Here is a 25,212-nt window from a genome sequence, read left to right on the forward strand (position 1 = left end):
GGGGTAGTTTGTTGATAGGAATAAGACTTGTCAGACAGTCCCTTATTTTTTAGTAATCGTCGTTTTGTCGGTTGCCCTCGCTTTCGGGAATATCAAGGATGCGGAGTTGTCCGGAATACAACCGCGTGAGGGTTTAGATGTCCAGTTTTACCACGGTAATTCCCGCGCCTCCCATTTGCACGTGTTCATCTCCACAGGAACCCACGACGGGATTCGTTTTTAAGAAGTCCCGTATGATTTGTCGAAGGGCTCCGGTGCCTATTCCATGCAAGATACGGAGATCTTTCATGTTCAGCATGACGGCTGTATCAATAAATTCCGATACTTTCATGAGTGCCTCGTCTCCTCGTAATCCTCGCACATCTATCTCCGGTTTGAAATCCACGCGTTTCTGGCTGATGTTTTCCAGATAGTTGGAAGAGGGGCGCGGTATCCTGTTTTGCGTGATTTTCTTGGCTGCGCTGTTCGATATTTTCGAGAGGCGTTCCACTTTCACGGTTGTCATCAGGCCTCCGAGCGCGATAACTGCATTTTTCTCGTTTATTTCGATGATTTCGCCAACGGTTTTGTTATCCAGTTGCACGAGGTCGCCCTTGCTGAACGTTGGCGCTTGTTCCTGTTGCGCGGCTTCTTCCGGGGTGGAGGTTTGCGGGCGTTTCCCTTTTTCCTTCTGTTTCTTTTCCCGGTTTTTCAATTTCTCGATTTTTCTTTTCAGCCGTTCTTCCTCTTCTTCTTCGCTGGCTAACAACCGGAGTTTTTCTTCCTCGAATGTTTTTCGGGCCAAGCGGGTTTGTTCCTTTTCGGCTTGACTTTCCTTGATTTGTCGGATGGTGTTTTCGATCGTCTTGTTGGCCCCGGAGATGAGTTCTTTGGCTTTCTCCTGGGCCTCTTGGATGATTGTTTTCCTGAGTTTGGAAGCCTCGTCCAACTCTTTTTTGTAACGCTCTAGCACTTCTTCCAGGCGTTTTTCATTTTCATGAATGCGTTTCCGTTTTTCTTCCCAGTAGCGTTTATCCCGTAGGATTTCTTTCAAGTGTTTGTCGAAATTTACCCGGTCTTCACCGATCTTGCTGGCGGCATCGTCCAGAATTTCTTTGGGTAACCCGATTTTCTTGGCGATTTCGAAGGCAAAAGATGAACCCGGTTTCCCGATTTCCAGTTGGAAGAGCGGCAGCATCCGGTGGCTGTCGTAGAGCATGGCCCCGTTTGCGATCCCGGGAGCCGAGGAGGCGAAATGTTTTAAGTTGGTGTAGTGGGTCGTGATGACACCTCTCGTTTGGTTGTGGTTGAGCGCGTTTAAAATGGCTTCCGCTATCGCGCCTCCCAGCATGGGTTCGGTTCCCGTGCCGAATTCGTCGATCAGGATAAGCGTGTCCCGCGAGGCATAGCGGATGAAATTTTTCATGTTCAGCAAGTGCGAGCTGTATGTACTCAAGTCATTTTCGAGCGATTGCTCGTCTCCCATGTCGATGAGTATTTTGTGGAATATCCCGAATTTGCTGGATTCTTCCACGGGTACGGGCACGCCGCATTGGAACATGTATTGTAGTAAGCCGGCTGTTTGGAGGCAGACGGATTTACCTCCCGCGTTAGGACCGGATATCAAGATAATCCGTTGGTCTTCGTTTATTTCAAGGTCCAGGGGGACCACGTCTTTCCCGTTTGCTTTCAGGCTTAGGTAGAGTAGGGGGTGTTTTGCCCGATACCACAGCATGGAAGGGGTGTCTTCAAACAGGGGCACGATGGCGTTTACCCGGATGGCAAAAAGTGCTTTTGCCCGCGCGAAGTCCACGAATGCCATGAAATCGTAGGCGGGGATCAGGTCATATATATAAGGACGCAGGTCATCGGCAAATTGCCGGAGGATACGGGTGATTTCCCGTTTCTCTTCCAGTTGCAGTTCCCGGATTTCATTGTTTGTTTCGATGATTTCCGCGGGTTCGATGTAAGAGGTTTTCCCGGTGGTGGATTCGTCGTGCACGATTCCGTTTAATTTCCGCTTGAAGGCCGCGGGTACGGGTATCACCATTCTACCGTCCCGGATGGCGATGTTGCTGTCCTTGTCGACCCAGCCTTCTTCCTGTGCTTTCTGCAACAGGGATTGCATGCGCCGGGAGATGCCCGATTGTTTTTTCGCGATGCTATGACGTATGTTGCCTAAAGCGGGAGAGGCGGTGTCCTTGATTGTCCCGAATTTTGAAACGATCGAGTCCAGGCGTTGCAGGATGTAGGGAAATACCCGTACATCCCCGGCCCGGGCTACCAGGTGAGGGTAGATTTCTTGTTTGGTGTTGAAGAAGCGCATGATGGCGTTCAGCGACTCCAGCGAGTTTTTCAAGACGACCAGTTCATTTACTTCCAGGAATAATCCTTCTACTTTCACGCGCAGCAAGAAGGGGCGGGCATCATGGTAGTAGGATACGGGAAAGTTCTCTTCTTCCTGGCAAATCCGCATGAATTCGGAGGTTTCAGCCAGAGAGGTCGCTATCCACCCGGCATCGGTGGAGAACTTGATGTTGCCGACTAGTTCCCGGCCCATGTCGCTCAAGCAGTTGTTGCTGATGAGTTGTCTTATTTTATCGAATTTTATTTTAGATTCAAAGTTTTCGGGATAAATCATATTGAATAAGAAATTGAAGATTATTTATTCGAGATCATGAATTTGTGAGTTGTTCCTTGATCTGTTTTGATGAGGAGGTGATCGTCCGGTTTGATTTTGCCCGCGTGTTTCGGGAGATACCGGATGATGAGGTTACCCGTCATTCCCTTGTGTAGCACGGGAGGGGTGCAGTCCACTTCCAGGTAGTCGGGTTTAAAGATAGATGTGATCGATACGTTCTTTTTGCCCGTGTTGATCAGGTTTATGATCTGGTGTTTGTTTTTTGCTTGTTCTAAGTGGATCGTGTCCGTGGTGAAACGTAGGTTGCCGACCGCGACGGGGTAGGTTGTCGGGATGTCAACCGGTGGAGCAACGACCTCTCCTTCCAGGCGCAACACGATGTTCGGGGGTGTGGCATTCGTGTACACGATAATTTTTTTCGAGAACACACCGGGGCGGTCTTTCGGGTTGAACGTGACGGTGATGGTGCTACTGTCCCCGGGAAGTATGGGTTTCCTGTTCCATTTGGGAGTGGTGCAACCACACGTGGTTTCGATGTGTTTGATCAACAAGGGTGCTTTCCCCTTGTTTGTAAGTTTAAATTCGCGGGTTACTTTTCCCCCGTCTTCTTGCACGAGTCCCAGGTTGAACGTGGTCTTTTCGAACGCGATCTTGGCCCGTTGGCCCAATGATAGCGTCGGGATGAAAAATAATATGGTATATATAATAAGTAGTTTCATCTGCATTTCTTCTCGCGTGTAATTTAGGGATACAAAAATATAAAAAGGGTTGGAAAAGATTGGTTTATGTCGGAATAAAACGTATCTTTGCGGCGTTAAAATTATTATTAAATTTAAAAGACTGTATATCATGTATTTGACATCAGAAAAGAAAGAAGAACTTTTTTCACAGTACGGGAAGTCTAATAAAGATACCGGCTCTGTTGAGTCACAAGTAGCTTTATTTTCCTACCGTATCGCTCATTTGACTGAGCATTTGAAGAAAAACCACAAAGATTTCGCTACTCAAAGATCTTTGATTAAATTGGTTGGAAAACGTAGAGCGTTGCTTGATTACATGAAGAAAAGAGATATCGATAGATATCGTGCTATTGTTAAAGCATTGAATTTACGTAAATAATTACATAAGAACGACCCGGGTCGTCCGGGTCGTTTTACTTTTAATCCTCCCCTCCTCCTCCTTTTATCTAAAAAGAATTCCGTTAAAATGTTTAGTATTTTAACAGTTTTATTATTTCTATGAACATTATTGAAAAAAGCATTACCCTGAAAGATGGTCGGGTAATAACGTTGGAAACCGGGAAGTTGGCCAAACAAGCTGACGGTGCTGTCATGCTGAAGATGGGCAACACGATGTTGCTGGCCACGGTTTGTTCCGCGCAAGAGGCTGGTCCGGACGTGGACTTCATGCCTTTGTCGGTAGATTATAAAGAAAAATTTTCAGCCGTAGGGCGTTTCCCCGGTGGTTTCACACGTAGAGAGGGGAGAGCTTCCGATTACGAGATTTTGGTGTCTCGTTTGATCGACCGGGCGTTGAGGCCTTTGTTCCCGGATGATTACCATGCAGAGACTTTCGTGCAGGTGACGCTGTACTCGGCTGATGGTGAATCCATGCCGGATTGTTTGGCCGGATTGGCAGCATCAGCAGCGATTGCCGTGAGTGATATTCCTTTCCACGGACCTATTTCCGAGGTACGCGTGGCTCGCGTGAACGGGGAGTTGATGATTAACCCGACCAAGAGCGAGTTGGCAACTGCCGACCTGGATATCATGGTTGCGGCAACTTACGAGAATATCATGATGGTTGAGGGGGAGATGAACGAGGTTTCCGAGAAAGAAATGCTCGATGCTATTAAATTTGCCCACGAGGCGATCAAGGATCATTGTTTGGTTCAGATGGAATTAGCAAAAGCCGTGAACAAAGAAAAGCGGGTTTATTGTCATGAAGTGAACGATGAAGAGTTGCGTAAGGATGTTTGGGCTAAATGTTACGATAAAGCGTATGCTGTTGCTCGTCAATGCAATGCAGATAAACATTTGCGCGAGAAGTTGTTTTCCGAAGTGAAGGAAGGATACTTGGAATCACTTCCGGAAGAGGAGAGAGAGGAGAAGAAAAGTATGGTTTCCCGTTATTACCATGACGTGGAGAAGGAGGCTGTTCGGAGAATGATTCTGGACGAGGGGTTACGTTTGGATGGACGTACTACCGAGCAAATCCGCCCGATCTGGTGTGAAGCCGGACCTCTTCCGGGACCTCACGGGTCTTCAATCTTTACTCGCGGTGAAACTCAGTCATTGTCCACGGTAACTTTAGGAACTAAGCTGGATGAAAAGATTGTAGATGAAGCCACGGAACAAGGAAAAGAGAAATTCTTGCTGCACTATAATTTCCCGCCGTTCTCAACGGGTGAGGCTAAAGCCAGCCGGGGTGTGGGACGTCGTGAAATCGGTCATGGAAATTTGGCTCACCGTGCTTTGAAACGGATGTTGCCGGATAATTATCCTTACACGGTACGCGTTGTTTCTGATATTTTGGAATCTAACGGTTCGTCTTCCATGGCGACGGTGTGTGCCGGAACTTTGGCTTTGATGGATGCCGGTATTCCGATCAAGAAACCGGTGACGGGTATCGCTATGGGGTTGATTACCGATAACGAGAAGTATGCCGTGTTGTCTGACATCTTGGGTGACGAGGATCACTTGGGAGATATGGACTTTAAGGTAACCGGAACGGTTGACGGTATTACAGCCACCCAGATGGATATTAAAGTAGACGGTCTTCCTTACGAGATTTTGGAGAAGGCACTGGATCAAGCCCGGAGAGGTCGTTTGCACATCATGAATATTATTAAGGAGACCTTACCGGAACCTCGTCCTGATTTGAAACCGCACGCTCCGCGTATGGTTACGCTTACGGTGGATAAGGATCAGATCGGCGCGATCATTGGCCCCGGCGGAAAGATTATTCAGGATATTCAGGAAAAATCCGGAGCGGTTATCGTTATCGAGGAAGTGGGTAATCAAGGAATCGTGGATATTGCCGCTACCAATAAAGAGGCTATCGATATCGCCGTTGCCCGCATCAAGGCGATTGCCTGCAAACCTGAAGTCGGGGAGATTTACGAGGGCGTCGTGAAGACAATCACCACTTTCGGTGCTTTCGTGGAGTTCTTGCCGGGTAAAGACGGTTTGTTGCATGTATCCGAGATTGATCACAAACGCGTGGAAAAAGTAGAGGACGTTTTGAAAGAGGGTGATAAGGTGCGTGTGAAATTGATCGATATCGATCCGAAAACCGGAAAATTCAAACTTTCCCGTAAGGCATTGTTGCCTAAACCGGAAGGAATGGAGCAAAACGATCGTCAAAATCGTGGCGAACGCCAGGATAGAGGCGAACGCCAAGATCGTGGACCCAGACAGGATCGGGGAGATCGTCCTCATCGTGACAGGGGGCCTAGACCGGAAAGAAAAGAAAATCAAGAATAGTATATAAGTTATTGATTTTATATTTTGAATGGAGTGAAGAATTTTCTCGAATGTGAGGAGGAGATTTTTCACTCCGTTTCTTTTTTTGCTTGAAAGTTGGTTCTATCCTTGTCTTTGTGAATTCGGAAGAAAACGGGAAGATGCAGGATAAAATAAAAAAAAGATTATCTTTGTTTGAATTTTGTTTATTGGCTATTATATCCGGCTGCATATATGAAAGTGTCAGAAGATATTGATGTTCAGATGTTGAACGAGTTCAAGCAAGGACGTTTGGAGATGTTGTACAGGCGTCTGTATCCTGCACTATTGTTGTATGCCGTGCGGTACGCGGGGGAACAAAGTGGTTTTCTGGCCGAAGATTGCGTGCAAAATGCGGTATTTAATGCATGGAAAAGACGGCCGCTGTTTGAGTCGGTGGAGTCATTGAAATCTTTCCTTTATATTTCTATCAAGAATGAAATTGTTAGTCTTCACCGAAAGGCGAAAGCGAGCGAGCGTTATTTGTCACAACTGGAAGAGGATGTGTTTTTCCAGAATAGTGTGATTGATCAAGAGACTCAGTTGTTGTTGTATTATGCAGTTAGGAGTTTACCGGAAAGGGAGCGGCAAATCTTTGAATTGAGTTTTATTGAAGGGTTGAAAATTTCGGATATTGCCGTACAATTGAACGTGTCGGAAAGTACGGTAAAAAAAACAAAAGCAAAAGCCTTGGACATTTTGCGAGAGAAGTTGCCGAGGGAGTTATTTTTATTCTTTTTCATGTTGAAGAGGTGATTCCTATTTTGAGGAGAGATTGATTTTTCTTTTATATATATCTTTCTGTATTTGTATTACTTACGATTTATTTTTACTCGACTCATTATTTTTTTTGAAAATAAATGTAAATTTTTTACCCTTTTTTTAACTGATTGCGTTCTATGAATGATTCAATGAAGAAACAGGATATAAAGTGTGACATCATGGAGAAATTGGAAAAACAAGTTTTTAAAGTTTCACGGTTGATCTTCAAGGAGGTGACGGGGACGATTTCGGAGGAGGAGCAACGCTATCTGGAATGGTGGCGGGGAAAGGATCCGGGTAATGAGCGATTGTATCGTGAGTTGAGGGATGGGCAGCGAATGATGAATGAGGTGAAGCAGTTGGAGGGGGTGGATGTGATACGTCCATTGGAAGAGATGCATTTGCGTATTCGGGAGGAGGAGCGGCGATTGAGGTGGAGAAGATGGCAGTGGGGAGTGGCAGTAGCGGCAGTTGTGGTCTTGTTTGTAGGATTCTTTTATTTGTTCCCGGTAGATGATAAACTGGAGCCTGAGTCTTTGGCAAAAACGGAGCAACCTATTAAAGCAGGGGGCGTACGTGCTGTTTTGAGATTGGAAAATGGTAAGGAGGTTGATTTGGAGACCTTGGCAGAGGGAGTGAAAGTGGGAGGCATGAAGGCTGTGAAGATTGATGAACGGCGGTTATCGTACGTGGGACAAGGAAAGACAGATGGCGAGAAAAGAAAAAATTGGTGTATAATGAAGTGGAAGTACCGAGAGGTGGGGAGTTTGATTTGATTTTGGCTGACGGAACAACCGTGTGGTTAAATGCAGGAAGTAAGTTGCGTTATCCGGTGGAGTTTGTGGGAAAAGAACGACGGGTTTTTTTGGAAGGTGAGGCTTATTTTGCTGTGGCTAAGGATGCCGGAATGCCGTTTCGGGTAGAAATATTGCAACAAACAGTAGAGGTGTTGGGAACTGAATTCAATGTGTCGGGATACACGGATGAGGCAACAATCTACACGACTTTGGTGACTGGTAAAGTAAAGGTGGCAACCGATAGCGGAGAAAATATGATACTTGCACCCGGGGAACAGAGTATGCTGGATTGTCGGGATGGACATCTTGACAAACGTGAGGTAGACGTGGAGAAAGTGATCGCGTGGAAAAAGGGAATGTTTATTCTTGAGGAGCAAACCTTGGAACAGATCATGCAGAAATTTGCAAGATGGTATGACATGGAGATCGTTTACCGGGATAAAGAATTGAAAGATATTGTATTTAAAGGTGTTGTACCTCGGTATGCGGAGTTGGGTGAGGTGTTGAATATTTTGGAAAAGACAAATGAGGTGAAATTTGATATAGAAGAAAGGACGGTGATCGTTTTCAAATAAAGAAGAGGGGAATCCGGCAAGATTCTCCTCGTCATAAATAAACATCTGTTGGCACAGATGAATGTTTAATTAAATGCTTTACAAAGTTATGAAAAAAAATCGACGAACTGGCAATCCCTATTGGATAAGATTGCCGCAAAAATTGATTGCTATGGGTTTAAGGGTGTTTTTACTTGTCTGCGTGATAAACACGGTTAGTGCGGCGGGATTCTCGCAAGGGAGTAAATTGGACGTGAATTTCACGAACAGTACGATCGGGGCCGTGTTGGATTACCTGAAAGAAAAAGCGGGGTATGATTTTGTCTATCGGAAAGGTGTTGTCCGGGTAGATGATGTGGTGACCTTAAAGTTGAAGGATGCAACGGTGGAAAAGATTCTGGATGTTGTGTTGCGGGAGAACGGGTATGATTACGAAATGGTGGACAAGGTGGTTGTGGTAACACGGGCAAAAGCGAATCCTGTTGTTCCGGCCGTGAAAGTGTTGAAAGGGCAAGTGAAGGATGCAAGTGGTAAGCCTTTACCGGGAGTGACGGTGATTTTAAAAGGCATGTCGATAGGCACGGCCACGAATATAGACGGAAAGTATGAGATCAAAGTGCCGGAAAAAGAAGAGGTGGTGATCGTGTTTTCCTTCGTGGGGATGAAGTCTCAGGAAATGAAGTTTTCAGGTCAAAAAGTGCTTAACGTGGTGCTTCAGGAAGACGTGGAACAAGTGGAAGAAGTGATTGTCATGGGCTATTCGACCCGAAAAGTTAGTGAGATGACCGGAGCCGTGCAACAGTTCCAGGGAAAGACGATCGCTCAATCGGCCACGGGCGGTAGTTTGATGAATGCGTTAAAAGGACACACGACGGGATTACAGATTACGGGTAGTAGTGGCGTACCGGGAAGTGATGGGGATTTACTACTACGTGGAATAGGAACATTGTATAGTTCGAGTTCTTTATCCACGACGGCTTCGGCTCCTTTGATCGTGATAGATGGTGTGATCACCGATTACACGAGCATTAACGGGGTTGTGTCGCCATCGGATGTTGCGGATATCACGGTATTGAAGGATGCGGCTTCTACCGCTATTTATGGTTCTAGGGCTGCAACGGGAGTAATCGTGGTGACAACGAAAAAGGGGGCAAAAGATCGTATGACCGTAGCTTTGGATATGAAATTAGGCATCAGTACTCCGAATTTCGGCAAATTAGAGTATATGAATTCACAGGAGTTACTGGATTATGGAAAGATGGCGTTACGTAATTGGTGGAATACGAACGAGGGGTTACATGCGGGATATTCCAATCCGGAAACTTTTATAGAGGATAAGTTGGGAGTGTTATATGATAATTTTGACGTAACGAAAACGACCAATTGGCGAGATCTGGTTTATCGTAACGGTTTGAGCAAGGATGTTGCGATGAACATACGGGGTGGTGGAGATCGACTCCAGTATTATTTTTCATATAATTATTACGACGAGGAGGGGACGCAGATCGGGTATGACTTGACACGACATTTGTTTAAGTTGCGGTTGGATTTTGATGTGATGAAGTATTTGTCGTTTGGGGTGAATCTGAGCGGTACCTTCGAGAAAAGTATTACTGGCAATTCGGATGAGGATTCTATGGAGGATTACCACCCTTGGCTGACACCTTATAATGAGGATGGAACATTGAAATACAACATTAAATCTTGGAAAAATTATACGATGGATCCGACTCCATTGAGAAATCCGTTGCAGGATAATAAATATAATGATGTGACAAATTTGAAGAATAATTTATTCGGTTCGTTTTCTGCGACGTTGAAGCCTTTCAAGTGGATATCCTTTTCTTCAACAAATACATTGACCTTGACGAATGTTAATAGAAATGATTATTTAGATAGTCGGACTTACGGGGGTAATCATAGTCGTAATGAGATGAGTAATGGTGTTTTGCAAGTAGATGATGAACGGAGTTGGACTTTTTTAACGTCAAATATTTTGCGATTGCAGCATAGTTTCGGAGATCATAACCTGAACGGGATTGTGGGACAGGAATGGTATGAACGGCACACTCGTTCGTCACATGTTGAAATGTATGACCAGATTATTGCCGGGGAGCGTAATGTAGGAGGTTTTTCGAAACAAGGAGATAAGACCAATCCGGGTGTAATTCCGACAGGCGCAGAGCGGGAATCCGCTAGTTTCTCTGTATTTTCGGAAGTAAATTATAATTATGCAGGTAAGTACATGGCTTCAGCTTCTTTCCGTACGGACGGTTCGACAAATTTCGGTAAGGATAATCGTTACGGGACGTTCTATTCATTTAGTGGATCATGGCTTATTTCTCGGGAAAATTTTATGGCTCGTCAGGATGTGGTGTCTAACTTGAAATTGAGAATGAGTTATGGTACGTCGGGTAAAGAGGCGGGAATGGATTATCTGAACTACACGCTTTATAGTACAAGTAACACGACGTTTGATTACTACCGGAATCATCCAGCTTATCAATCTGCTTACGGCGCAACAATTAACCAGTTGGGGAATGATCAGTTGTCATGGGAAACGGCATATAATCTGAATGTTGGGGTGGATGTGGCGTTGTTGGATAACCGTATTTCATTGTCAGCGGATTGGTATAAACGGCGAAATAGCGATTTGATCATGAGTACGACTTTGCCGGCTGCAAAAGGCGTGGGAAGACAGTATCAGAATGTGGGTGAAATGGAGAACCGGGGAGTGGAATTGGTGTTGAACACGCACACGATGAAAGGCAAAGATTTTAACTGGTTTACGACATTCACGTTTAGTTATAATGATAATGAATTGACAAAATTGGATCAAGAGAAATTGACACGTAGCTATTATAAAACCTTTTATGAAGGTGATAATATTGACGAGTTGAAGAAAGTAAAAGTTACTGGAGTTGATCTGGAAACCGGTTTTGCTCAATATGCACGGGTAGAAGAAGATGGTAGTACGAATATTGTGGGTTCTTTGTCGGAAGCCGTGCTTGGTAACGGAGAGTTGAGTTATGTGAATATCGGTTTGTCTCGCGCTCCTTATTGGGGTGGTTTCACGAACACGTTTATCTACAAGAATTGGGAGTTGTATTTGCATACCACGTATAGTTTGAACTACAAAGTGTATAATAGTGTGCTGGCTGAATATACGTCAGGAACGTCATGGACTTCGTCAAATCTCCATAAAGTGCCTTCCGGATTGAAAATATGGGAAAAACCGGGGGATAAGGCTGATATCCCGATGGTCAATGCCGATCCGGCTTTCGTGCAAGAGTTGAATAGTGAGACTTCTTTCTGTTACACGGATGCCAGTCATTTGCGGATATCGAATATCCGGTTGACGTATAATCTTCCACAACAATGGATGAAAAAAATCTGTGTACAGTCTGCAGCCTTGAGTTTTAGTTGTGACAATGTCTATACGTTTGCATCCAAATATTTTGCAGGTATGGATCCTGAGAATGTTGGCGGTTGGGCGGCACCAAGACGTTTTATATTTGGTTTGAATGTTACATTTTAACAGTAGAAAGTTATGAAAAAGAGATATTTACTTATCGGAGCTCTATTCTTGTTCGCTTGTAATGGACGGCTTGATGAAATGCGCCCGCATAATATGGCCGAGGCGGAGAGTTATCTGGGTAGTTTCAATAATATAGTAAATGCCACTTCGGGGTTGTACGGACAATTCTTGATGCAGGCAGGGGGATATTCGGAGTCACATCATTATCATGGTACTTACCACGTGTTGGGTGAATTCCGGGGGAATAATGTCATTTTTGCAGAGGCTTTTCCGGCTCAGAATGGTTTTATGCCTTCTTCTGATTATTTGCGAGCCCCGGATGCTCATTTTTTCTTGAACAGTGATCAGAAATCCCAGTCATACGCATGGGCGATGTGGGCGAAAAGTCAACAATTGATTCTGGGGGCATCTCGTAATATCATTGCTATTGATAAATTGTTTGAGGAAACGGTGAATCCGGATGAAAAGCGTGATTTGGTTCGATTGAAAGGGGAAAATGCTTTTTTACGCGGACTGATGATTTTTAATGCCACGAATGTATTCGGACGTCCTTTTTGGGATAACCCGGATGTGAATTTAGGGATTCCGTTGGATGTTGAGGCTACTGCAGATATGTTACCTCGTAATACCGTGCGGGAGTGTTTCGAACAGGCTGTTGCTGATTTCAAATTAGCGGCATCTTGTTTGCCGGATGAGCGTTCTGACCGCACGTTTGCTAATAAAGTGGCGTCATTTGGTATGTTGTCCAGAGTGTACTTGTATATGGGCGGGTTACCGGAGAGTCCTAATGAGGAATATAATCGTTTGGCGGCTGTCTATGCCGATTCAACGTTTAGTTTGGTAAATGATGTGGTGGAGGTTTTACGTGGGGAAGAATTGAAAGATTTGTATGATAATCCGAAGACGAATAAAGAGATTTTGTTTGCTTTCTTCACGGGTAATTTTCCGAGTGGTATAGGTAATGCAGTTCACGGTTATTATTCTTGGAGCGGTTACGAGTCAGAGGCAAGTTCTAGCGTGTTCTGTTGCGAAATTTCACGTGATTACGAAAAGATCATGGATAAGGAAAACGATTTACGGTGGAAGTATTTCACGGAGCCTTCCGTGCGACATGCCGGACGTTTCAGTACAACAAAATATAATGGAGGAGCGGATCGAGTTTTTGATGATTACTATTCTTTCATTTGTCCTTCTGTGTTTATCCGGGCTGGAGAGGTGGTCTTGAACAGGGCAGAGGCTTATGCGAAACTAGGAGAGGATGCAAAGGCTTTGCGAGATTTGAATGAAATTCGAGGCCGGGCAGGTTTGGAAGAATTGTCAGAATTAAGCGGCAATGCTCTATTTGAAGAGATATTCACTGAACGTCGTCGGGAATTGGCTTTTGAGGCACTGACGTACTATGATTATGTACGTAATGGTTTGACCATGAAACGGGAGGAAGTGTCTGTGTCTTATAGTAACTATACGGGGGCACAGTACAATGAGATTGATCCTAAAACATCCCGTCGAACCGTGTGTTTGATTCCTGCTGAAGAATTGCTACTGAATGATAAGTTGAAACAGAATGATTATTAAAATAGAAGATATGATGAAAAAATTAGTACTGAGTGTCATAATACTGTGTGGATTTACCATGTCGCTGCTGGCGCAGGGTATCCAGTTTCGTGAAGGCAACTGGAAGGAGATTTTGGAGATTGCCAAGAAGGAGAATAAATTGGTGTTCGTGGATAATTATACCAGCTGGTGCGGTCCTTGTAAAAAGATGGTGAGTGAGATATTTCCATTGAAGGAAGTCGGGGATTTTTATAATGCTAATTTTATTTGTTATAAACTGGATTGTGAGAAAGGGGATGGAGTGGAAGTTGCAAAAACGTACCAGATTATGTCGTTCCCTACTTATTTGTACGTGGACGGAAATGGAAAATTATTTTACCGTTCAGGATCGTACATGCCGGCAGAAAAATTTATTGCGGAAGGGAAAATAGCTTTGGCAGAGTTTTCTGATAAGCGGACGATTGAAGAGTGGGAAGCTCTCTACTCACGAAAAAAGAATAACGCTTCTTTCGTGAAAGGATATATTGCCAAGCGTAATCGGGCGAAATTGGATAACGCAGATATTCTTGATCAATACGTGAGCATTGAAAAGGAGAAGAATTTGATGGATACTACTTTTTTAAAAGAGTTGTTAGCTTATGACAATAAGTTGAATGCCGGAGGCGCATGTGCCGATTTTATCATGAGAAACTGGGAGCGTATTCGTGAAATGACAGGAATGAAGGCTGAAAGAATGGCTGAGTTTCTTAGCTATAGTATGGGTAGATATTCCTATAGTCGTGCCGTGAAAGAAAAGAATGAGGAGCGTTTTGATAGTTACCTGAAGGTAATGGCTTTTCTGAATGAGAAATTGGGAGCAGACGTGGCGAACGAGGAAGTGAAAAGTCGTTCCAGATTTTATGCTGCCGTTGAAGATAAACTGAGATTCGAGAAGTTGGCAGAGAAACATGCAGATATTCTTTTTGAAGAGGAAAAAGATTGTTTGGAACGAGACCATGAAAAATATATGCAATTCTTGCAGAATTTAATTAAAGATCCATCGGGAATTGCTTCACAGACCCCAGAACATTTGGCTTTCACGATCCAATTTGCCGGAATCAACGAGTCCTCTTCTTTGGCATTTAGTTTTCGTGATCTTGCTGCTAATGTTGCTCGCCTTTCGGATAATCGAGAGTTGCTGAATAAGGCGATAACATGGGCATTGGAGGCAATTACGTTATTTGGCAATTTTACTTGCTATGAAACGTTGGCCGAGGTGTTGTACAAGATGGGGTATCAGAAAGAGGCTCTTTGGCAAATGGAAAAAGCGTTGGATAAAATGCCGGCGGGTAATGATGCTATTGCTGCACGTATTCATGGGAAGTTGGATAAAATTAAAAATAATAAATGATGAAAGTGATAATTTTACTTGGAATTGTAGCCCTGTTGGCAGGGTGCAATTCCATTCAGAAAGACGAGTTCGTGATTACGGGAACAATCAGTTCTTATCCCAAAGAAATTTTGATTTGTGCCTACCAGAAAGATGGTAATTTCGTGTTGGATACGATTCGGGTGGAAAACGGAAAATTGAGTTACCGGAAAAAATTACAAGAACCTATTGTTGCTTCGCTCGTGTCAAGAGATCCGCATAATATTATCCCGTCAGGTATGGGAGTTGTGCCCGGACCGAGTGTTACGCTGTTCATGGAACCGGGAACGAAATTGGAAATTAGCATGGATAATACTCGTTGGCCGGAATTGCAATGGAAAGGTGGGGCATGGAACAATGACCTGATGAAGTTGTATGTCAAAACATTACCTTTGGAATACGAGATGTTTGAGTTGTTGCATAGATCATATGCTTCAGGGATAACCGAGGATGAGCAGGTGGCTTTAGGCGAGCAACGGATGGCTTTAGCGGAAAAAGAAAAAGAAGAAAAGATCAGTTTTATCAAAGGGAATCCCTCCAGTTATGCGGCCATGTATTTCTTGAACGGTATGCGTAATGATTTCACGTTAAAGGATTATGTGGCTATTTTTGCGACTTTTGACCAGAGTTTGCGAGAGATGCCTTTGGGGAAAGAGATGCAAGGAGCCATTGATATTGCCTTGCGTACAGAAGTAGGTGCTACTGCCCCGAATTTTGAAAAAGTGGATAAGGAGGGGAATACCATACGTTTGTCAGATTACAGGGGAAAGTATGTACTACTAGACTTTTGGGGTTCTTGGTGTGGTCCTTGTCGGGATTCCCATCCTCACTTGAAAAAGGTTGAGGCTAAATACCGTGATAAAGGTCTGGTGGTCATTAATATTGCAACAGAGAACGGTTCTAAAGCTCGTGAAATGTGGTTGCAAGCTATCGAGGAAGATGGTATGACGTGGACGCAGATTTTGAATAACGAGGGGAAAGATAAGTGTGATGTGGTGAAAGACTATGCCATCACGGCATTCCCTACGAAAGTATTGATTGACGATAAAGGAAAAATTGTTGTACGAGCCGTGGGAGAATCCGAGCCGATAGATGCAAAATTGCAGGAAGTATTCGGAGAATAAACGATAAGTAGGAACGTTGAGGGATTGTCGGGGGTAATTGTCCGACACGCCCTCTTTTTCTGCCTAAAGCGTCTATGTCGTCATTTGTAGAGGTTATTGCACCTCATTCTATTATTTTTACGCAAAATCTTACTATCTTTGTCCATGGTATGAAATGAAATAAACTATGGAAAACAGATTGAATGTAGGAATCACGCACGGGGATGTAAACGGAATATCTTATGAGTTGATCATAAAATTGTTGGCAGAGAATCGGATTTGCGAGTTGTGTGTTCCTATTCTATACGGGTCGCCTAAAGTGGCAGCCTACTACCGGAAGGTATTAAATATTGAGAACTTTAGTTTAAACACGATTCGTGAGCCGGGGGAGGCAAATGGAAAAAGGTCTAATATCATCAACTGCGTGGATGATAACGTGAAGGTGGATTTAGGAAAAGAGACGCCCGAATCGGATCAGGCTGCCATGATTGCCTTGAAGTATGGCTTGGATCAGCTAGATCGAAACGAGATAGATGTGTTGATGTTGGCTCCTCATGGACCGAATACTTTCTTCACGGAGGAGGCCGGGTCGTTGATGGAATATTTGGGTAAGCGTTATAATACGACGGATATTATGTCGATCTTGGTGGGAGAGAAGATCAAGATGGGATTCGTGACCGAACAGGTTAAGTTGCGGGATGTGCCGCATCAGATAACACAAAAGAATATTTTCAAGAAATTGACCTTGCTGGATGATACTTTGCGTCAGGATTTCACTATTTTGAAACCGAAGATTGCTGTTTTGGGGTTAAATCCACAGGTGAATTGCGGCCAGAATGGAGATGAAGAAGTGAATGTTATTATTCCGGCGATTGAGCGTGCCCGGGAAGAGGGGATTATGGCTATTGGACCTTTTTCGGCCGAGCGTTTCTTCTCGGAGAGGATGTACGAGAAATTTGACGCGGTTCTCGCCATGTATTACGATCAGGGTGTTGTGGCATTTAAGTCCGTGGATGAGGAAGGGGCTGCTTGTTATGTTGCCGGCTTACCCGTGATCTGTTCGATGTCTTTAACGGATCCTCATTATGATATTGTGGGGCAGAATATGGGTGATGAACAAGGACTTCGTAATGCCCTGTATTTAGCGATGGATGTTTGTGTACACCGGGAACAAAATATTGAATTGCAGAAGAACCCGCTTCCTCATTATGATATTGCTGCCAATAGTAATGAAAGCGATTTGAATGTGGAGCAGATAGAAGGGGTGAAGGAAGAGCTTGAGGATTAAGCTTCTTGGTAAAAACAAAAAATGGGATTCTTTTATGTTTGGGGAATCCCATTTTTGTTTTTAGGCTTCTGCAACTACTTCTGCTATATCTTTTACCGGGATTTCCAGTGAGGTTTTACCCAATGTCTTTTTGCATAGGGGACATGCCGTGACGATTACGTCCGGTTGGTATGCCGCGTATGCTTTCACGGTATCACTGCTGATTTTAGTTTTTTGCGTGGCATCAATAGCCGTGTTTGCCAAGCTTCCCCCGCAACAGAGTGATTTTTTCCCGTCATAAGCTGTCGGAATTTTTTGGCTTACTTGTTTCAGTACATTTTCGGGGGCATCCACCACACCACAGCCTCTTCCCAGTTCACATGGATTGTGGAATACGGTTTTCAAATCAAGGGCGTTGACTTTCAATTTGCCTTCCCGGATCAGCATATCGATGTATTCCGTGTGGTGCATGATTTTTATATTCAACAGGTAATCTTCTTTGAATGTTTTGTAGCAGATCGGGCAGGAGGTGACTAGGATGTCCGCTTGTGAGGCGTCAATCATTTGCAGGTTTTTGTCCATAACCACTTGTGCTGCTTTCCAGTTCCCGGAAAGAGCTAACGGACGCCCGCAACAAACCCCGGCTTTTTCATCAATAAACGTGTAATCCGCTTTTGCTTTCTCGAAAATTTGCTGCATGGATTTTATAATGCCTGGGGTAAGATGGCTCATGCATCCGGCAAAATAAGCGACTTTAGCGGGTTTCACTTCCGGTTGGGGCACATAAGCATACGTTTCTTTGGTTACTCTTAATATATCCGGTCTTTTGCTTTGACGGATGGCATTTAAATTGATTCCCACGGGACAGGAGTTCTCGCAACGTCCGCACATCAGGCAGTCTTCCGCTTGCTTGGCGTATTCCTCGTGATTGCGCAGGCGACGAAGAAAGTAGACGGGTTGTGTGTCATTGATATTGCATGACGTGTTCAGTTGGCAGGTGTTGATACATATTCCGCAACGGGAACAGGAATTGACCTGAATTTCACTAAATCCGTTGTATTCTTTGCCTTGTTTTACTCCCCAGTTTTTCAAGAAAATATAGACCATTTCGGTCGGAATGTGCATGTACCGGGAGAAGGGTAATAGCAAAAAGAATAACCCGAGCAGGGAGGAATAGAGCCACCAGGCAGGATAGGAAAGGTTTTCCAGGGGTAGAAATCCACTGAAGAAGTTACCCGCGTTGTACGTGAGGAAGCTACCACCACCATTCAGTCCGCTTGTGAAGCTTTCTGCCAGAAAACGCACCGGGAAGATAAGCCAGAGAACCGTTAATATGAGCAGATCGTAAGCCCGTTGTTTCGTGGTTTTCTTCATGCCGAAAATGCGGGAGCAGAAACGTTTGGTGACGGCTAGTAAGATTCCGATTAACAGGAATGTCAGTATCAGGTCCATCAAGAAAACGAAAAATTCACTATACGGGAAGGTCTCTTTCGCCGGGTGGAAATAACGGAAAAAGATAGCGAAATAAGGCGGGTTGAAAGCACTGGTATGATAAACCATGGATTCGATTTTCCCGACAACGATCAACAGGAACCACCCGAAGGCAAAGGTCATGTGCATGTATCCCAGCATGGGGTTCGTTTTGAATATATTGTGATGCAACAAACTTTCCCGGAAAATTTCCCAACCGGAATGAATGGTCTTCAAGCTAAATAATCCTTTGCGAATCTTTTTACGTTCTTCTTTCGGGAAGCTCTTGATCCACTTGTAGTATTTTACACACAAATATCCCAATAGTACGATCAGTCCGATCGTGAAGGGTAAGACAAAGTGGTCGTAATATATTTTGTTTGTGTATTCGTATTGCTGCATAGTGATTGGTTTCAGCTTTTCAATTTTGTTTTTATATAGTTGAGCATTTCTAAAATCATCTTCCGGGTTTCCACACCTCTCGGGCAGACCAACATGCATTTCCCACACAACATACATTTCTGTAATTGCTCTTTTGCCTCTTTATTTTCTCCTCTCTTCATGAGCATCTGTATTTTCCGGATGTTGAAGTCCGTGAGATTTCCCGCCGTGCATCCCGCCGTGCACCCGCCACAACCGATGCACAATTTGCTACTGGGAACGACGCGTGCGATGTGTTCCGTCATGGATTTGTCGTTCGTATCGTAATTGATACTCCGTGTTTCCGATATGCTGTAACCCCAAAAATTGATCATCTTCTAAATTTTAGATTTTAAATTTTAAATTCTAAACTCTAAATTCTTTTCATGTATTCCATAATGTTCATTGCTGCCGAGCGGGCATCAGCCAGCGTGTCGGTCAGGTTCATCGGGGCACTTCCGCATCCGGCCACGAAAACGCCTTCGACGTTCGTGTTGTTGTTGCGATAGTGTGGGTCTTGGGATTTGATGAAGCCATTGGGTGCCAAGTTCAGCCCCAGCGTTTCTGCCATCTGGCGACTGCCTTCCGAGGATTCCATGCCGACTAACAGGATCATCATGTCGAGTGTCATGCGCAACGGTTTCCCGACAAGCGTGTCTTCCACCTTGATTTGTAATTGCTTGTTGATATTTTCGGCGGCCTCGGACAATCTGCCTCGCACGAATTTGATATTGTATTTTTCCTGAGCCTCCCGGTACATCTCCTCGTAGCCTGGTCCGAACATACGCATATCCATGTAGAAACAAAAGATTTCCGTGTCGGGTAACAATTCCCGAAGTTCTATGGCTTGTTTTACCCCGGTGATACAGCAGAGTTTGGAGCAATGGTAATTGCATACTTTTTCGTCACGGGAGCCCACGCAATGGATGATCCCGATACGTTTGGGGGTATTCCCGTTTGCCATCCTGATTGAATGGTTGTAGAACATGTTTTCCAGTTCCACGGAAGTAATCACGTTTTCATATATTCCGTAGCCGTACTCTTCCTTGCGGCGGGCATCGAAAATTTTGAATCCCGTGGAAACTAATAGGGAGTCACCTTCAAGTAAGCTACCGTCACTGAGAGGTACGAGAAATTTGCCTTCCTTGTTCTTCTCAATCTTCCGGGGTTCCATGCCCAAGTGCAACCGAATTTTCGGGTGATTCAGGTTTTGTTTTAATATGTCGTTCAGGTCCTTGGCTGATTTCCGGTCAGGAAATAGTTGATACCAATTGTTCAAGTTACCGCCGGTTTCGTTGTTCTTTTCGACTAATTCCACGTCGATGCCTTGATTTGCCAGTTGATGTGCGGCTTCGCAGCCTGCCGGACCTCCTCCGATGATGATGACTTTTGCCATATATTAATTGAAAATTGAAAATTGAAAGTTGAAAATGAATGGCTTCATGGTTCTTTTTTCAATTTTGTGGTTTAACATTATAATTTTGCGATTCTCAAGTACGTGGGACATTTCGGTGCCCCGATGTCTTCTCCCCGGATGTTTTTGAATTTGGCTTCCGGATCATACGGGATGCCCATTTTATCCAGCAAGGGTTCCACGGAAACTTGGTGCATCTGTATCCCGATTTCCCAAGGATTATACCCCAAGACGAGCGCCGTGAGTTCCTCGTAAGTCAGCACGGGAATACCGTATCCGTCCTGTCCGTAGGTGGTGCCTTCCATCTCGCTGATCGTGTATTGCCATTTATCCATGAACATGGCACATCCTGGGCAGTTGGCCACGATAAAGTCTGGTTCGTAAGGTTGCATGGATTCAAATTTCTTTTTCGAGTTAGCCACGGAATATCCCCGGTTGGCCATCACGAGGTATTGACGGAAACCGAAACCGCAACAATGTCTTCTTTCCGGATAATCAATCACATCGCCGCCCCAGGCATAAATCATACCGGATAATACGGCCGGAAATTCGGCTCCACCAATTCCTTTCGTGGGGAACATTTTCGAGTAATGACACCCGATGTGTTCCACTCCCCGGAGAGGTCTTCCCGTGTGAACGTCTACCAGCTTGTATTTTGCCTGGGCAGCGATCTCGTTTCTGAACTTATAGATTATGTCTGACGTGTGAGCAAGATTTTTAGGCTTTTTAAATTCCCGTTTGGTGGCTTTCCAAAGGTATTCCCTGATTTTTTCTTCCACTTCCGGGTGATGGTGCCAGGTTTCCAGAATCTCGGTATAAATACCGAAAGACGTGATGCAGGAGGGAGTCATGTTTTCGTACCCGGCTTCTGTCATAAGGGCAAAATGGCGGGCGACAACCGTCATGATCGTTTCTACCGGAACTATATCGGAGTGATATCCGATCCCGGTGCAAGTCGTGTGTCGCGGGTCATCAATAACATCTTTTCCCAGTTTATTTTTCATGATATCCAAGTAAGCCCATTCCGATCCCGGGAAGAAAGTTTGGCGGATACAACTTCTCGCGTAAAAATAGTGATCATCAGCAATTTCTTTCTGATAATCTTTCCATATCTGTTGTTTACCCTCTAAATTCATTTTTCAATTTTAGATTTTCAATTTTAGATTTCCCATCACATCCCCATTCTAAATTCTAAACTTTAAATTTTAAATTTTTCTTACTGGTGTCTTCCGCTGTTCTCCATGTAGATTTTTAGGAAATAAGCCTCTTCCAGATCAACTTTTTCCTCGTTGGCCACTTGTTGGGAGCAACTGTCAATTTTTTCCATAAATTCGGTTCCTCCGGTCACATCGAAGATTTTTCGTAATTCGTTCATACTTTCCGAATCCACTTCCCGCAACGCTCCGGCTCCCGGTTTGCGGTAGTTCGAGTGCATGCGTTCGTACACATCATCCAGATGCTCGTATATCCATTCCCACACGGGGCCTTGCTCTGGGTGCATTTCCGGTTTCACTAGGTCGGGGGTAACGCAATATCCTCTTCTAAGGATAGATTCCCCGATCACGTGTTTGAGCGCGTATTGCTGACGTCCTTTTTCCGAATAGACAAAGTATCCCAGTTCCTGCGATATTTTTCTTAATGCCATGATCACGAGGCCCGGCGTGTTGCAGCGTGGACAACGGGTTTTACAAGACATACATTCCCCGCAATACCAGATCGTGTCACTCTTCAACAACTCTTCGATCTCTTCTTCATTTCCCCGTTGCACGGTTTCCACGATCACCCGCGGGTCATAGTTATAGAATTCGGCTGCCGGACAAATTGCCGTGCATACTCCGCAGTTCATACAGCTATTTAGGCCTTCAATGAAATGAATATCTTTTTGTAACTTCTTTAAAATCTCTGACATAATTAACTCTATATGGAAAAATTATTCGTCATAATTCTTTTGCATACAAAAGTATATCTTAATACTTTGCAACTAAAGGAGAGAAATGCGTAAAGTGTAGGGTATTTATACCACCCGGTTTTCAAAATAATCGCATGATTTGATAACAAAAAGAAAAAATATCCGTATTTGATTTTAACAAATAAAAAATCGTATATTTGTTGCACATAATCGGTCATTTCTTTCGAGATAATAAGGTTATGTGCATGAGGAAGGGTGTCATTTCTTCCCAAAAGACAGCTTTTACGTGCTGTACCTGTTTAAGGATGGGACGTGGAGCGCATGGACAAAATGTTAGGCCTGTTTCAACAGGTTAGTGCGCGAAGCGTATCCAAATCATTCGTGATAGCTATTATTATAAACCCATCGCGAGGATTCAGATTTCACAAATTATATATATGTCAGAGGGTACGAGAGTATTGCATTGGTATGCGGCGTACACTAGAATCAATCAGGAATTAACGGTTAAAAAAAGGCTGGATGGCTTGAAGATAGAGAATTATCTGGCCATGCGTGAGGAGGTGCGTGAAACTTCTTCCGGGAGGAAAAACATGCGAGTAATCTTGATCCCTCATTTGATTTTTATACGGACGGATCAAATAACAGCTTTCTCGTTACTGAATGAACATGGTTTGAATGTCGTTTACCTGAAAGATTTAGAAACTCGTCATTTGCTGATAGTTCCCGATAAGCAAATGCGTGATTTCATGTTCTTGCTTGACTTTTCAGATTCCACCGTGGAGGTGATTAATGAAGAGTTAAAGCGGGGAGATCGAGTTCGAGTAATTAAAGGTCCATTGATCGGGCTTGAGGGAGAATTGCTTCGTATAAAGGGGCATAAACGCGTAATAGTACGTCTGGAAGGGGTTGTTTCTGTGGCAACGTCTTACATTCCGGGATCATTCCTAGAAAAAATTAATTAGAGATAGTGGCGATGAATCTTAATGATTTGTACAAGAAAGTATCGGCCATCCCGATCGGGGATTTTCCCCCGTCCGCGTTGTCCGGTTTACTACACGGGTATATCTCAGTTTATTCTATCGTGCGAGTAAACCCGTGGTTGGAAGAAGTGTATGGTAGCCAGTGGAATATCCATGAACGGATACGGGAAATAGCGGGAGAATTAGCCGATTTGATAAAAGATCCATCTGTGACATTGGAAGATCGGGTGGGATATGTAGCCGATCTGATGGAAGCCTATTTGACCTATTCCGATATGGATTTTTTGGACATCGCGTTGGATGCGGCTTACGAGATTATATCCCCAAAGGGGGATGGAGAGATCGTGTTGTCTTGTCGGGTTCCGGAGATGTGTAGGTTGCTGTGTAGTTGTTATTATTTCACGGGGGAGGAGAGGTGCATGGGATTGGCAAAGGAGATCGTGATGGGGTTGGAGTATCGTGCTGAGTTGAAGCTTGATGATTTGGAGAAAAAGAATGTATGGAGGTGGTATCGGGCTGTGGAATTTTATGAGAATACAATTGGAGGTAAAGGGAAGAATAACCGCTTAGGATGTATAAATTTTTTGGGGGACAACCTTTTAGCGGGAGTAACAACAAAAGAGCAAAATATGAATGTCATTTCCTTGTGCTTTGATTGGTTAGCAACGAAAGAATATATTAATTTAAAATAATTTATGAAAGCTTGTTTTATGGGGCTAGGCTATATCGGTCTGCCGACTGCCATTATTGCCGCGAAACACGGGATAGAAGTTACCGGGGTTGATATAAACCCGAGCGTGGTAGAATTGACAAACCGGGGGAAATTGCATATCGTGGAGCCGGGAATGGAAGAGTACTTGCAAGAGGTGGTAAAAAATGGACAATTGAAGGCTTCCCTGAAGCCGGAGGTTTGCGAGGCTTATTTCATGGTTGTCCCGACCCCTTTTAAAGGGAATCACGAACCCGATATTTCTTACGTGGAAGCGGCCACCCGTTCCGTGTTGCCCTTGTTGAAAGCGGGAGACCTGTACGTGATAGAATCCACCTCGCCGATTGGAACAACGGAGAAAATGCGGGATTTGATTTACGGAGAACGTCCGGAATTGAGAGATAAAATATATATCGCTTATTGCCCGGAACGCGTGTTACCGGGAAACGTGATCTATGAGCTCGTGCATAATGACCGGGTGATCGGGGGGATGGATGAAAAGTCGACGGACAAGGCCATCGAGTTCTACTCCCGATTTGTTCAAGGGACGTTACACCGGACGCACGCACGCACGGCAGAAATGTGTAAATTGACGGAAAACTCTTCGAGAGACGTGCAGATCGCGTTCGCGAACGAGCTATCCTTGATTTGTGACAAGGCGGGGATTAACGTGTGGGAATTGATTAGCCTGGCCAATAAACATCCCCGGGTGAATATCCTTCAACCCGGTTGTGGCGTGGGAGGTCACTGTATAGCGGTTGATCCCTATTTTATCACGGCGGATTTTCCGATGGAGTCCAAGATCATCGCTGACGCCCGGGAGATCAACAATTACAAGGCGTTCTGGTGCGCGGAGAAAGTGCAGAACGAGATGTTGAAATTTGAATTACAACATCATCGCAAGCCCGTGATCGCCATGATGGGACTGGCCTTTAAACCGAATATCGATGATTTGCGGGAGTCCCCGGCAAAGTATATCACGACCAAGGTCATGCAATCTTGTGGCAACGCGGATATTCTTGTCGTCGAGCCTAACGTGCAAGAACATAAAGTGTTTAAATTAACGGGTTACCGGGAAGCTTACGAGCGGGCGGATATCGTGGTGATGCTGGTGGCTCATGATGAATTCAAGACCTTGCCGTGGACGGACCGGAAGGTGATCCTTGATTTTTGTGGTATTTACAAGAAATAAATTGTTTTGATG

Annotated in this window: 20 protein-coding genes; 13 read left to right on the plus strand and 7 right to left on the minus strand. The window is 44.4% G+C overall.

What is annotated here, in order from left to right; genetic code table 11:
- Positions 1–133: 133 nt before the first annotated feature.
- Together D8S85_RS20295 and D8S85_RS20300 are read right to left on the minus strand one after the other, a co-directional pair.
- Entirely contained in the window at positions 134–2,620 is a 2,487-nt protein-coding gene (locus tag D8S85_RS20295; protein WP_106624110.1) for an endonuclease MutS2, read from the minus strand.
- A 20-nt stretch (positions 2,621–2,640) separates the two neighbouring features.
- Positions 2,641–3,339: a DUF1573 domain-containing protein gene (locus D8S85_RS20300; RefSeq protein ID WP_158641655.1), complete on the minus strand. Its 699-nt coding sequence runs from the start codon at positions 3,337–3,339 to the stop codon at positions 2,641–2,643.
- Between the two features lie 130 nt (positions 3,340–3,469).
- Between D8S85_RS20300 and rpsO the strand changes: the two genes are divergently transcribed.
- The 10 genes from rpsO (at position 3,470) to D8S85_RS20350 (ending at position 17,127) form a co-directional block, all read left to right on the plus strand.
- Complete coding sequence (rpsO, locus tag D8S85_RS20305) at positions 3,470–3,739, plus strand: 30S ribosomal protein S15 (protein ID WP_087422516.1); 270 nt, start codon at positions 3,470–3,472, stop codon at positions 3,737–3,739.
- A 119-nt stretch (positions 3,740–3,858) separates the two neighbouring features.
- Complete coding sequence (pnp, locus tag D8S85_RS20310) at positions 3,859–6,105, plus strand: polyribonucleotide nucleotidyltransferase (RefSeq protein WP_106624112.1); 2,247 nt, start codon at positions 3,859–3,861, stop codon at positions 6,103–6,105.
- A 213-nt stretch (positions 6,106–6,318) separates the two neighbouring features.
- Entirely contained in the window at positions 6,319–6,879 is a 561-nt protein-coding gene (locus tag D8S85_RS20315) for an RNA polymerase sigma factor (RefSeq protein WP_106624114.1), read from the plus strand.
- Positions 6,880–7,022: 143 nt separating this feature from the next.
- Positions 7,023–7,661, plus strand: coding sequence for a hypothetical protein (locus D8S85_RS20320; RefSeq protein ID WP_127075641.1), 639 nt, complete (start codon positions 7,023–7,025; stop codon positions 7,659–7,661).
- Complete coding sequence (locus D8S85_RS20325) at positions 7,616–8,257, plus strand: FecR family protein (RefSeq protein WP_127075643.1); 642 nt, start codon at positions 7,616–7,618, stop codon at positions 8,255–8,257. Before D8S85_RS20320 ends, D8S85_RS20325 begins: the two co-directional genes overlap by 46 nt.
- Positions 8,258–8,345: 88 nt before the next feature.
- On the plus strand, positions 8,346–11,774 hold the full coding sequence (locus D8S85_RS20330) for a SusC/RagA family TonB-linked outer membrane protein (protein WP_172726548.1): 3,429 nt from the start codon (positions 8,346–8,348) through the stop codon (positions 11,772–11,774).
- Positions 11,775–11,786: 12 nt separating this feature from the next.
- A complete protein-coding gene (locus tag D8S85_RS20335; RefSeq protein ID WP_106624118.1) occupies positions 11,787–13,349 on the plus strand; it encodes a RagB/SusD family nutrient uptake outer membrane protein in 1,563 nt (520 codons plus the stop codon).
- Between the two features lie 10 nt (positions 13,350–13,359).
- Positions 13,360–14,718, plus strand: coding sequence for a thioredoxin family protein (locus tag D8S85_RS20340; RefSeq protein WP_172726549.1), 1,359 nt, complete (start codon positions 13,360–13,362; stop codon positions 14,716–14,718).
- Positions 14,715–15,860, plus strand: a complete 1,146-nt coding sequence (locus D8S85_RS20345) for a TlpA disulfide reductase family protein (RefSeq protein ID WP_106624120.1) — start codon at positions 14,715–14,717, stop codon at positions 15,858–15,860. Before D8S85_RS20340 ends, D8S85_RS20345 begins: the two co-directional genes overlap by 4 nt.
- Before the next feature lie 166 nt (positions 15,861–16,026).
- Positions 16,027–17,127 carry a PdxA family dehydrogenase gene (locus tag D8S85_RS20350; protein ID WP_106624121.1) on the plus strand — a complete coding sequence of 367 codons (1,101 nt, stop codon included), beginning with the start codon at positions 16,027–16,029 and terminating at the stop codon, positions 17,125–17,127.
- Between the two features lie 60 nt (positions 17,128–17,187).
- Here D8S85_RS20350 and D8S85_RS20355 read toward each other — a convergent pair whose 3' ends face one another.
- From D8S85_RS20355 to D8S85_RS20375, 5 genes are all read right to left on the minus strand, one after another.
- Positions 17,188–18,978 (minus strand): (Fe-S)-binding protein, encoded by a 1,791-nt coding sequence (locus tag D8S85_RS20355; protein ID WP_228423284.1) that lies wholly within the window; start codon positions 18,976–18,978, stop codon positions 17,188–17,190.
- Between the two features lie 11 nt (positions 18,979–18,989).
- On the minus strand, positions 18,990–19,331 hold the full coding sequence (locus D8S85_RS20360) for a 4Fe-4S dicluster domain-containing protein (RefSeq protein WP_027200982.1): 342 nt from the start codon (positions 19,329–19,331) through the stop codon (positions 18,990–18,992).
- Positions 19,332–19,369: 38 nt separating this feature from the next.
- A complete protein-coding gene (locus tag D8S85_RS20365) occupies positions 19,370–20,392 on the minus strand; it encodes an FAD-dependent oxidoreductase (RefSeq protein ID WP_127075649.1) in 1,023 nt (340 codons plus the stop codon).
- Positions 20,393–20,469: 77 nt separating this feature from the next.
- The gene (locus D8S85_RS20370) at positions 20,470–21,546 is read right to left on the minus strand and encodes a CoB--CoM heterodisulfide reductase iron-sulfur subunit B family protein (RefSeq protein WP_106624123.1); all 1,077 of its coding nucleotides are present in this window, start codon (positions 21,544–21,546) and stop codon (positions 20,470–20,472) included.
- A gap of 80 nt (positions 21,547–21,626) precedes the next feature.
- Positions 21,627–22,319 carry a 4Fe-4S dicluster domain-containing protein gene (locus D8S85_RS20375; RefSeq protein WP_106624124.1) on the minus strand — a complete coding sequence of 231 codons (693 nt, stop codon included), beginning with the start codon at positions 22,317–22,319 and terminating at the stop codon, positions 21,627–21,629.
- A 437-nt stretch (positions 22,320–22,756) separates the two neighbouring features.
- Between D8S85_RS20375 and D8S85_RS20380 the strand changes: the two genes are divergently transcribed.
- Genes D8S85_RS20380 through wecC form a run of 3 tightly spaced genes read left to right on the plus strand, consistent with a single transcriptional unit; the run spans position 22,757 to position 25,200 of the window.
- Complete coding sequence (locus tag D8S85_RS20380; RefSeq protein WP_106624126.1) at positions 22,757–23,281, plus strand: UpxY family transcription antiterminator; 525 nt, start codon at positions 22,757–22,759, stop codon at positions 23,279–23,281.
- A gap of 5 nt (positions 23,282–23,286) precedes the next feature.
- Complete coding sequence (locus tag D8S85_RS20385; protein WP_205702815.1) at positions 23,287–23,991, plus strand: hypothetical protein; 705 nt, start codon at positions 23,287–23,289, stop codon at positions 23,989–23,991.
- 3 nt (positions 23,992–23,994) lie between these two features.
- Complete coding sequence (gene wecC, locus D8S85_RS20390) at positions 23,995–25,200, plus strand: UDP-N-acetyl-D-mannosamine dehydrogenase (RefSeq protein WP_106624128.1); 1,206 nt, start codon at positions 23,995–23,997, stop codon at positions 25,198–25,200.
- Positions 25,201–25,212 lie beyond the last annotated feature (12 nt).

The organism is Butyricimonas faecalis, from assembly GCF_003991565.1.
Taxonomy (GTDB): domain Bacteria; phylum Bacteroidota; class Bacteroidia; order Bacteroidales; family Marinifilaceae; genus Butyricimonas; species Butyricimonas faecalis.

Bases quoted from the DNA above. Each gene is read 5' to 3' on its own strand.
- D8S85_RS20350 (WP_106624121.1), top strand. From the start codon at position 16,027: ATGGAAAACAGATTGAATGTAGGAATCACGCACGGGGATGTAAACGGA.
- D8S85_RS20380 (WP_106624126.1), top strand. From the start codon at position 22,757: ATGTCAGAGGGTACGAGAGTATTGCATTGGTATGCGGCGTACACTAGA.
- wecC (WP_106624128.1), top strand. From the start codon at position 23,995: ATGAAAGCTTGTTTTATGGGGCTAGGCTATATCGGTCTGCCGACTGCC.
- D8S85_RS20370 (WP_106624123.1), bottom strand. From the start codon at position 21,546: ATGAATTTAGAGGGTAAACAACAGATATGGAAAGATTATCAGAAAGAA.
- D8S85_RS20300 (WP_158641655.1), bottom strand. From the start codon at position 3,339: ATGAAACTACTTATTATATATACCATATTATTTTTCATCCCGACGCTA.
- D8S85_RS20365 (WP_127075649.1), bottom strand. From the start codon at position 20,392: ATGGCAAAAGTCATCATCATCGGAGGAGGTCCGGCAGGCTGCGAAGCC.
- D8S85_RS20340 (WP_172726549.1), top strand. From the start codon at position 13,360: ATGATGAAAAAATTAGTACTGAGTGTCATAATACTGTGTGGATTTACC.
- D8S85_RS20330 (WP_172726548.1), top strand. From the start codon at position 8,346: ATGAAAAAAAATCGACGAACTGGCAATCCCTATTGGATAAGATTGCCG.
- D8S85_RS20320 (WP_127075641.1), top strand. From the start codon at position 7,023: ATGAATGATTCAATGAAGAAACAGGATATAAAGTGTGACATCATGGAG.
- rpsO (WP_087422516.1), top strand. From the start codon at position 3,470: ATGTATTTGACATCAGAAAAGAAAGAAGAACTTTTTTCACAGTACGGG.
- pnp (WP_106624112.1), top strand. From the start codon at position 3,859: ATGAACATTATTGAAAAAAGCATTACCCTGAAAGATGGTCGGGTAATA.
- D8S85_RS20355 (WP_228423284.1), bottom strand. From the start codon at position 18,978: ATGCAGCAATACGAATACACAAACAAAATATATTACGACCACTTTGTC.
- D8S85_RS20360 (WP_027200982.1), bottom strand. From the start codon at position 19,331: ATGATCAATTTTTGGGGTTACAGCATATCGGAAACACGGAGTATCAAT.
- D8S85_RS20375 (WP_106624124.1), bottom strand. From the start codon at position 22,319: ATGTCAGAGATTTTAAAGAAGTTACAAAAAGATATTCATTTCATTGAA.
- D8S85_RS20345 (WP_106624120.1), top strand. From the start codon at position 14,715: ATGATGAAAGTGATAATTTTACTTGGAATTGTAGCCCTGTTGGCAGGG.
- D8S85_RS20335 (WP_106624118.1), top strand. From the start codon at position 11,787: ATGAAAAAGAGATATTTACTTATCGGAGCTCTATTCTTGTTCGCTTGT.
- D8S85_RS20315 (WP_106624114.1), top strand. From the start codon at position 6,319: ATGAAAGTGTCAGAAGATATTGATGTTCAGATGTTGAACGAGTTCAAG.
- D8S85_RS20295 (WP_106624110.1), bottom strand. From the start codon at position 2,620: ATGATTTATCCCGAAAACTTTGAATCTAAAATAAAATTCGATAAAATA.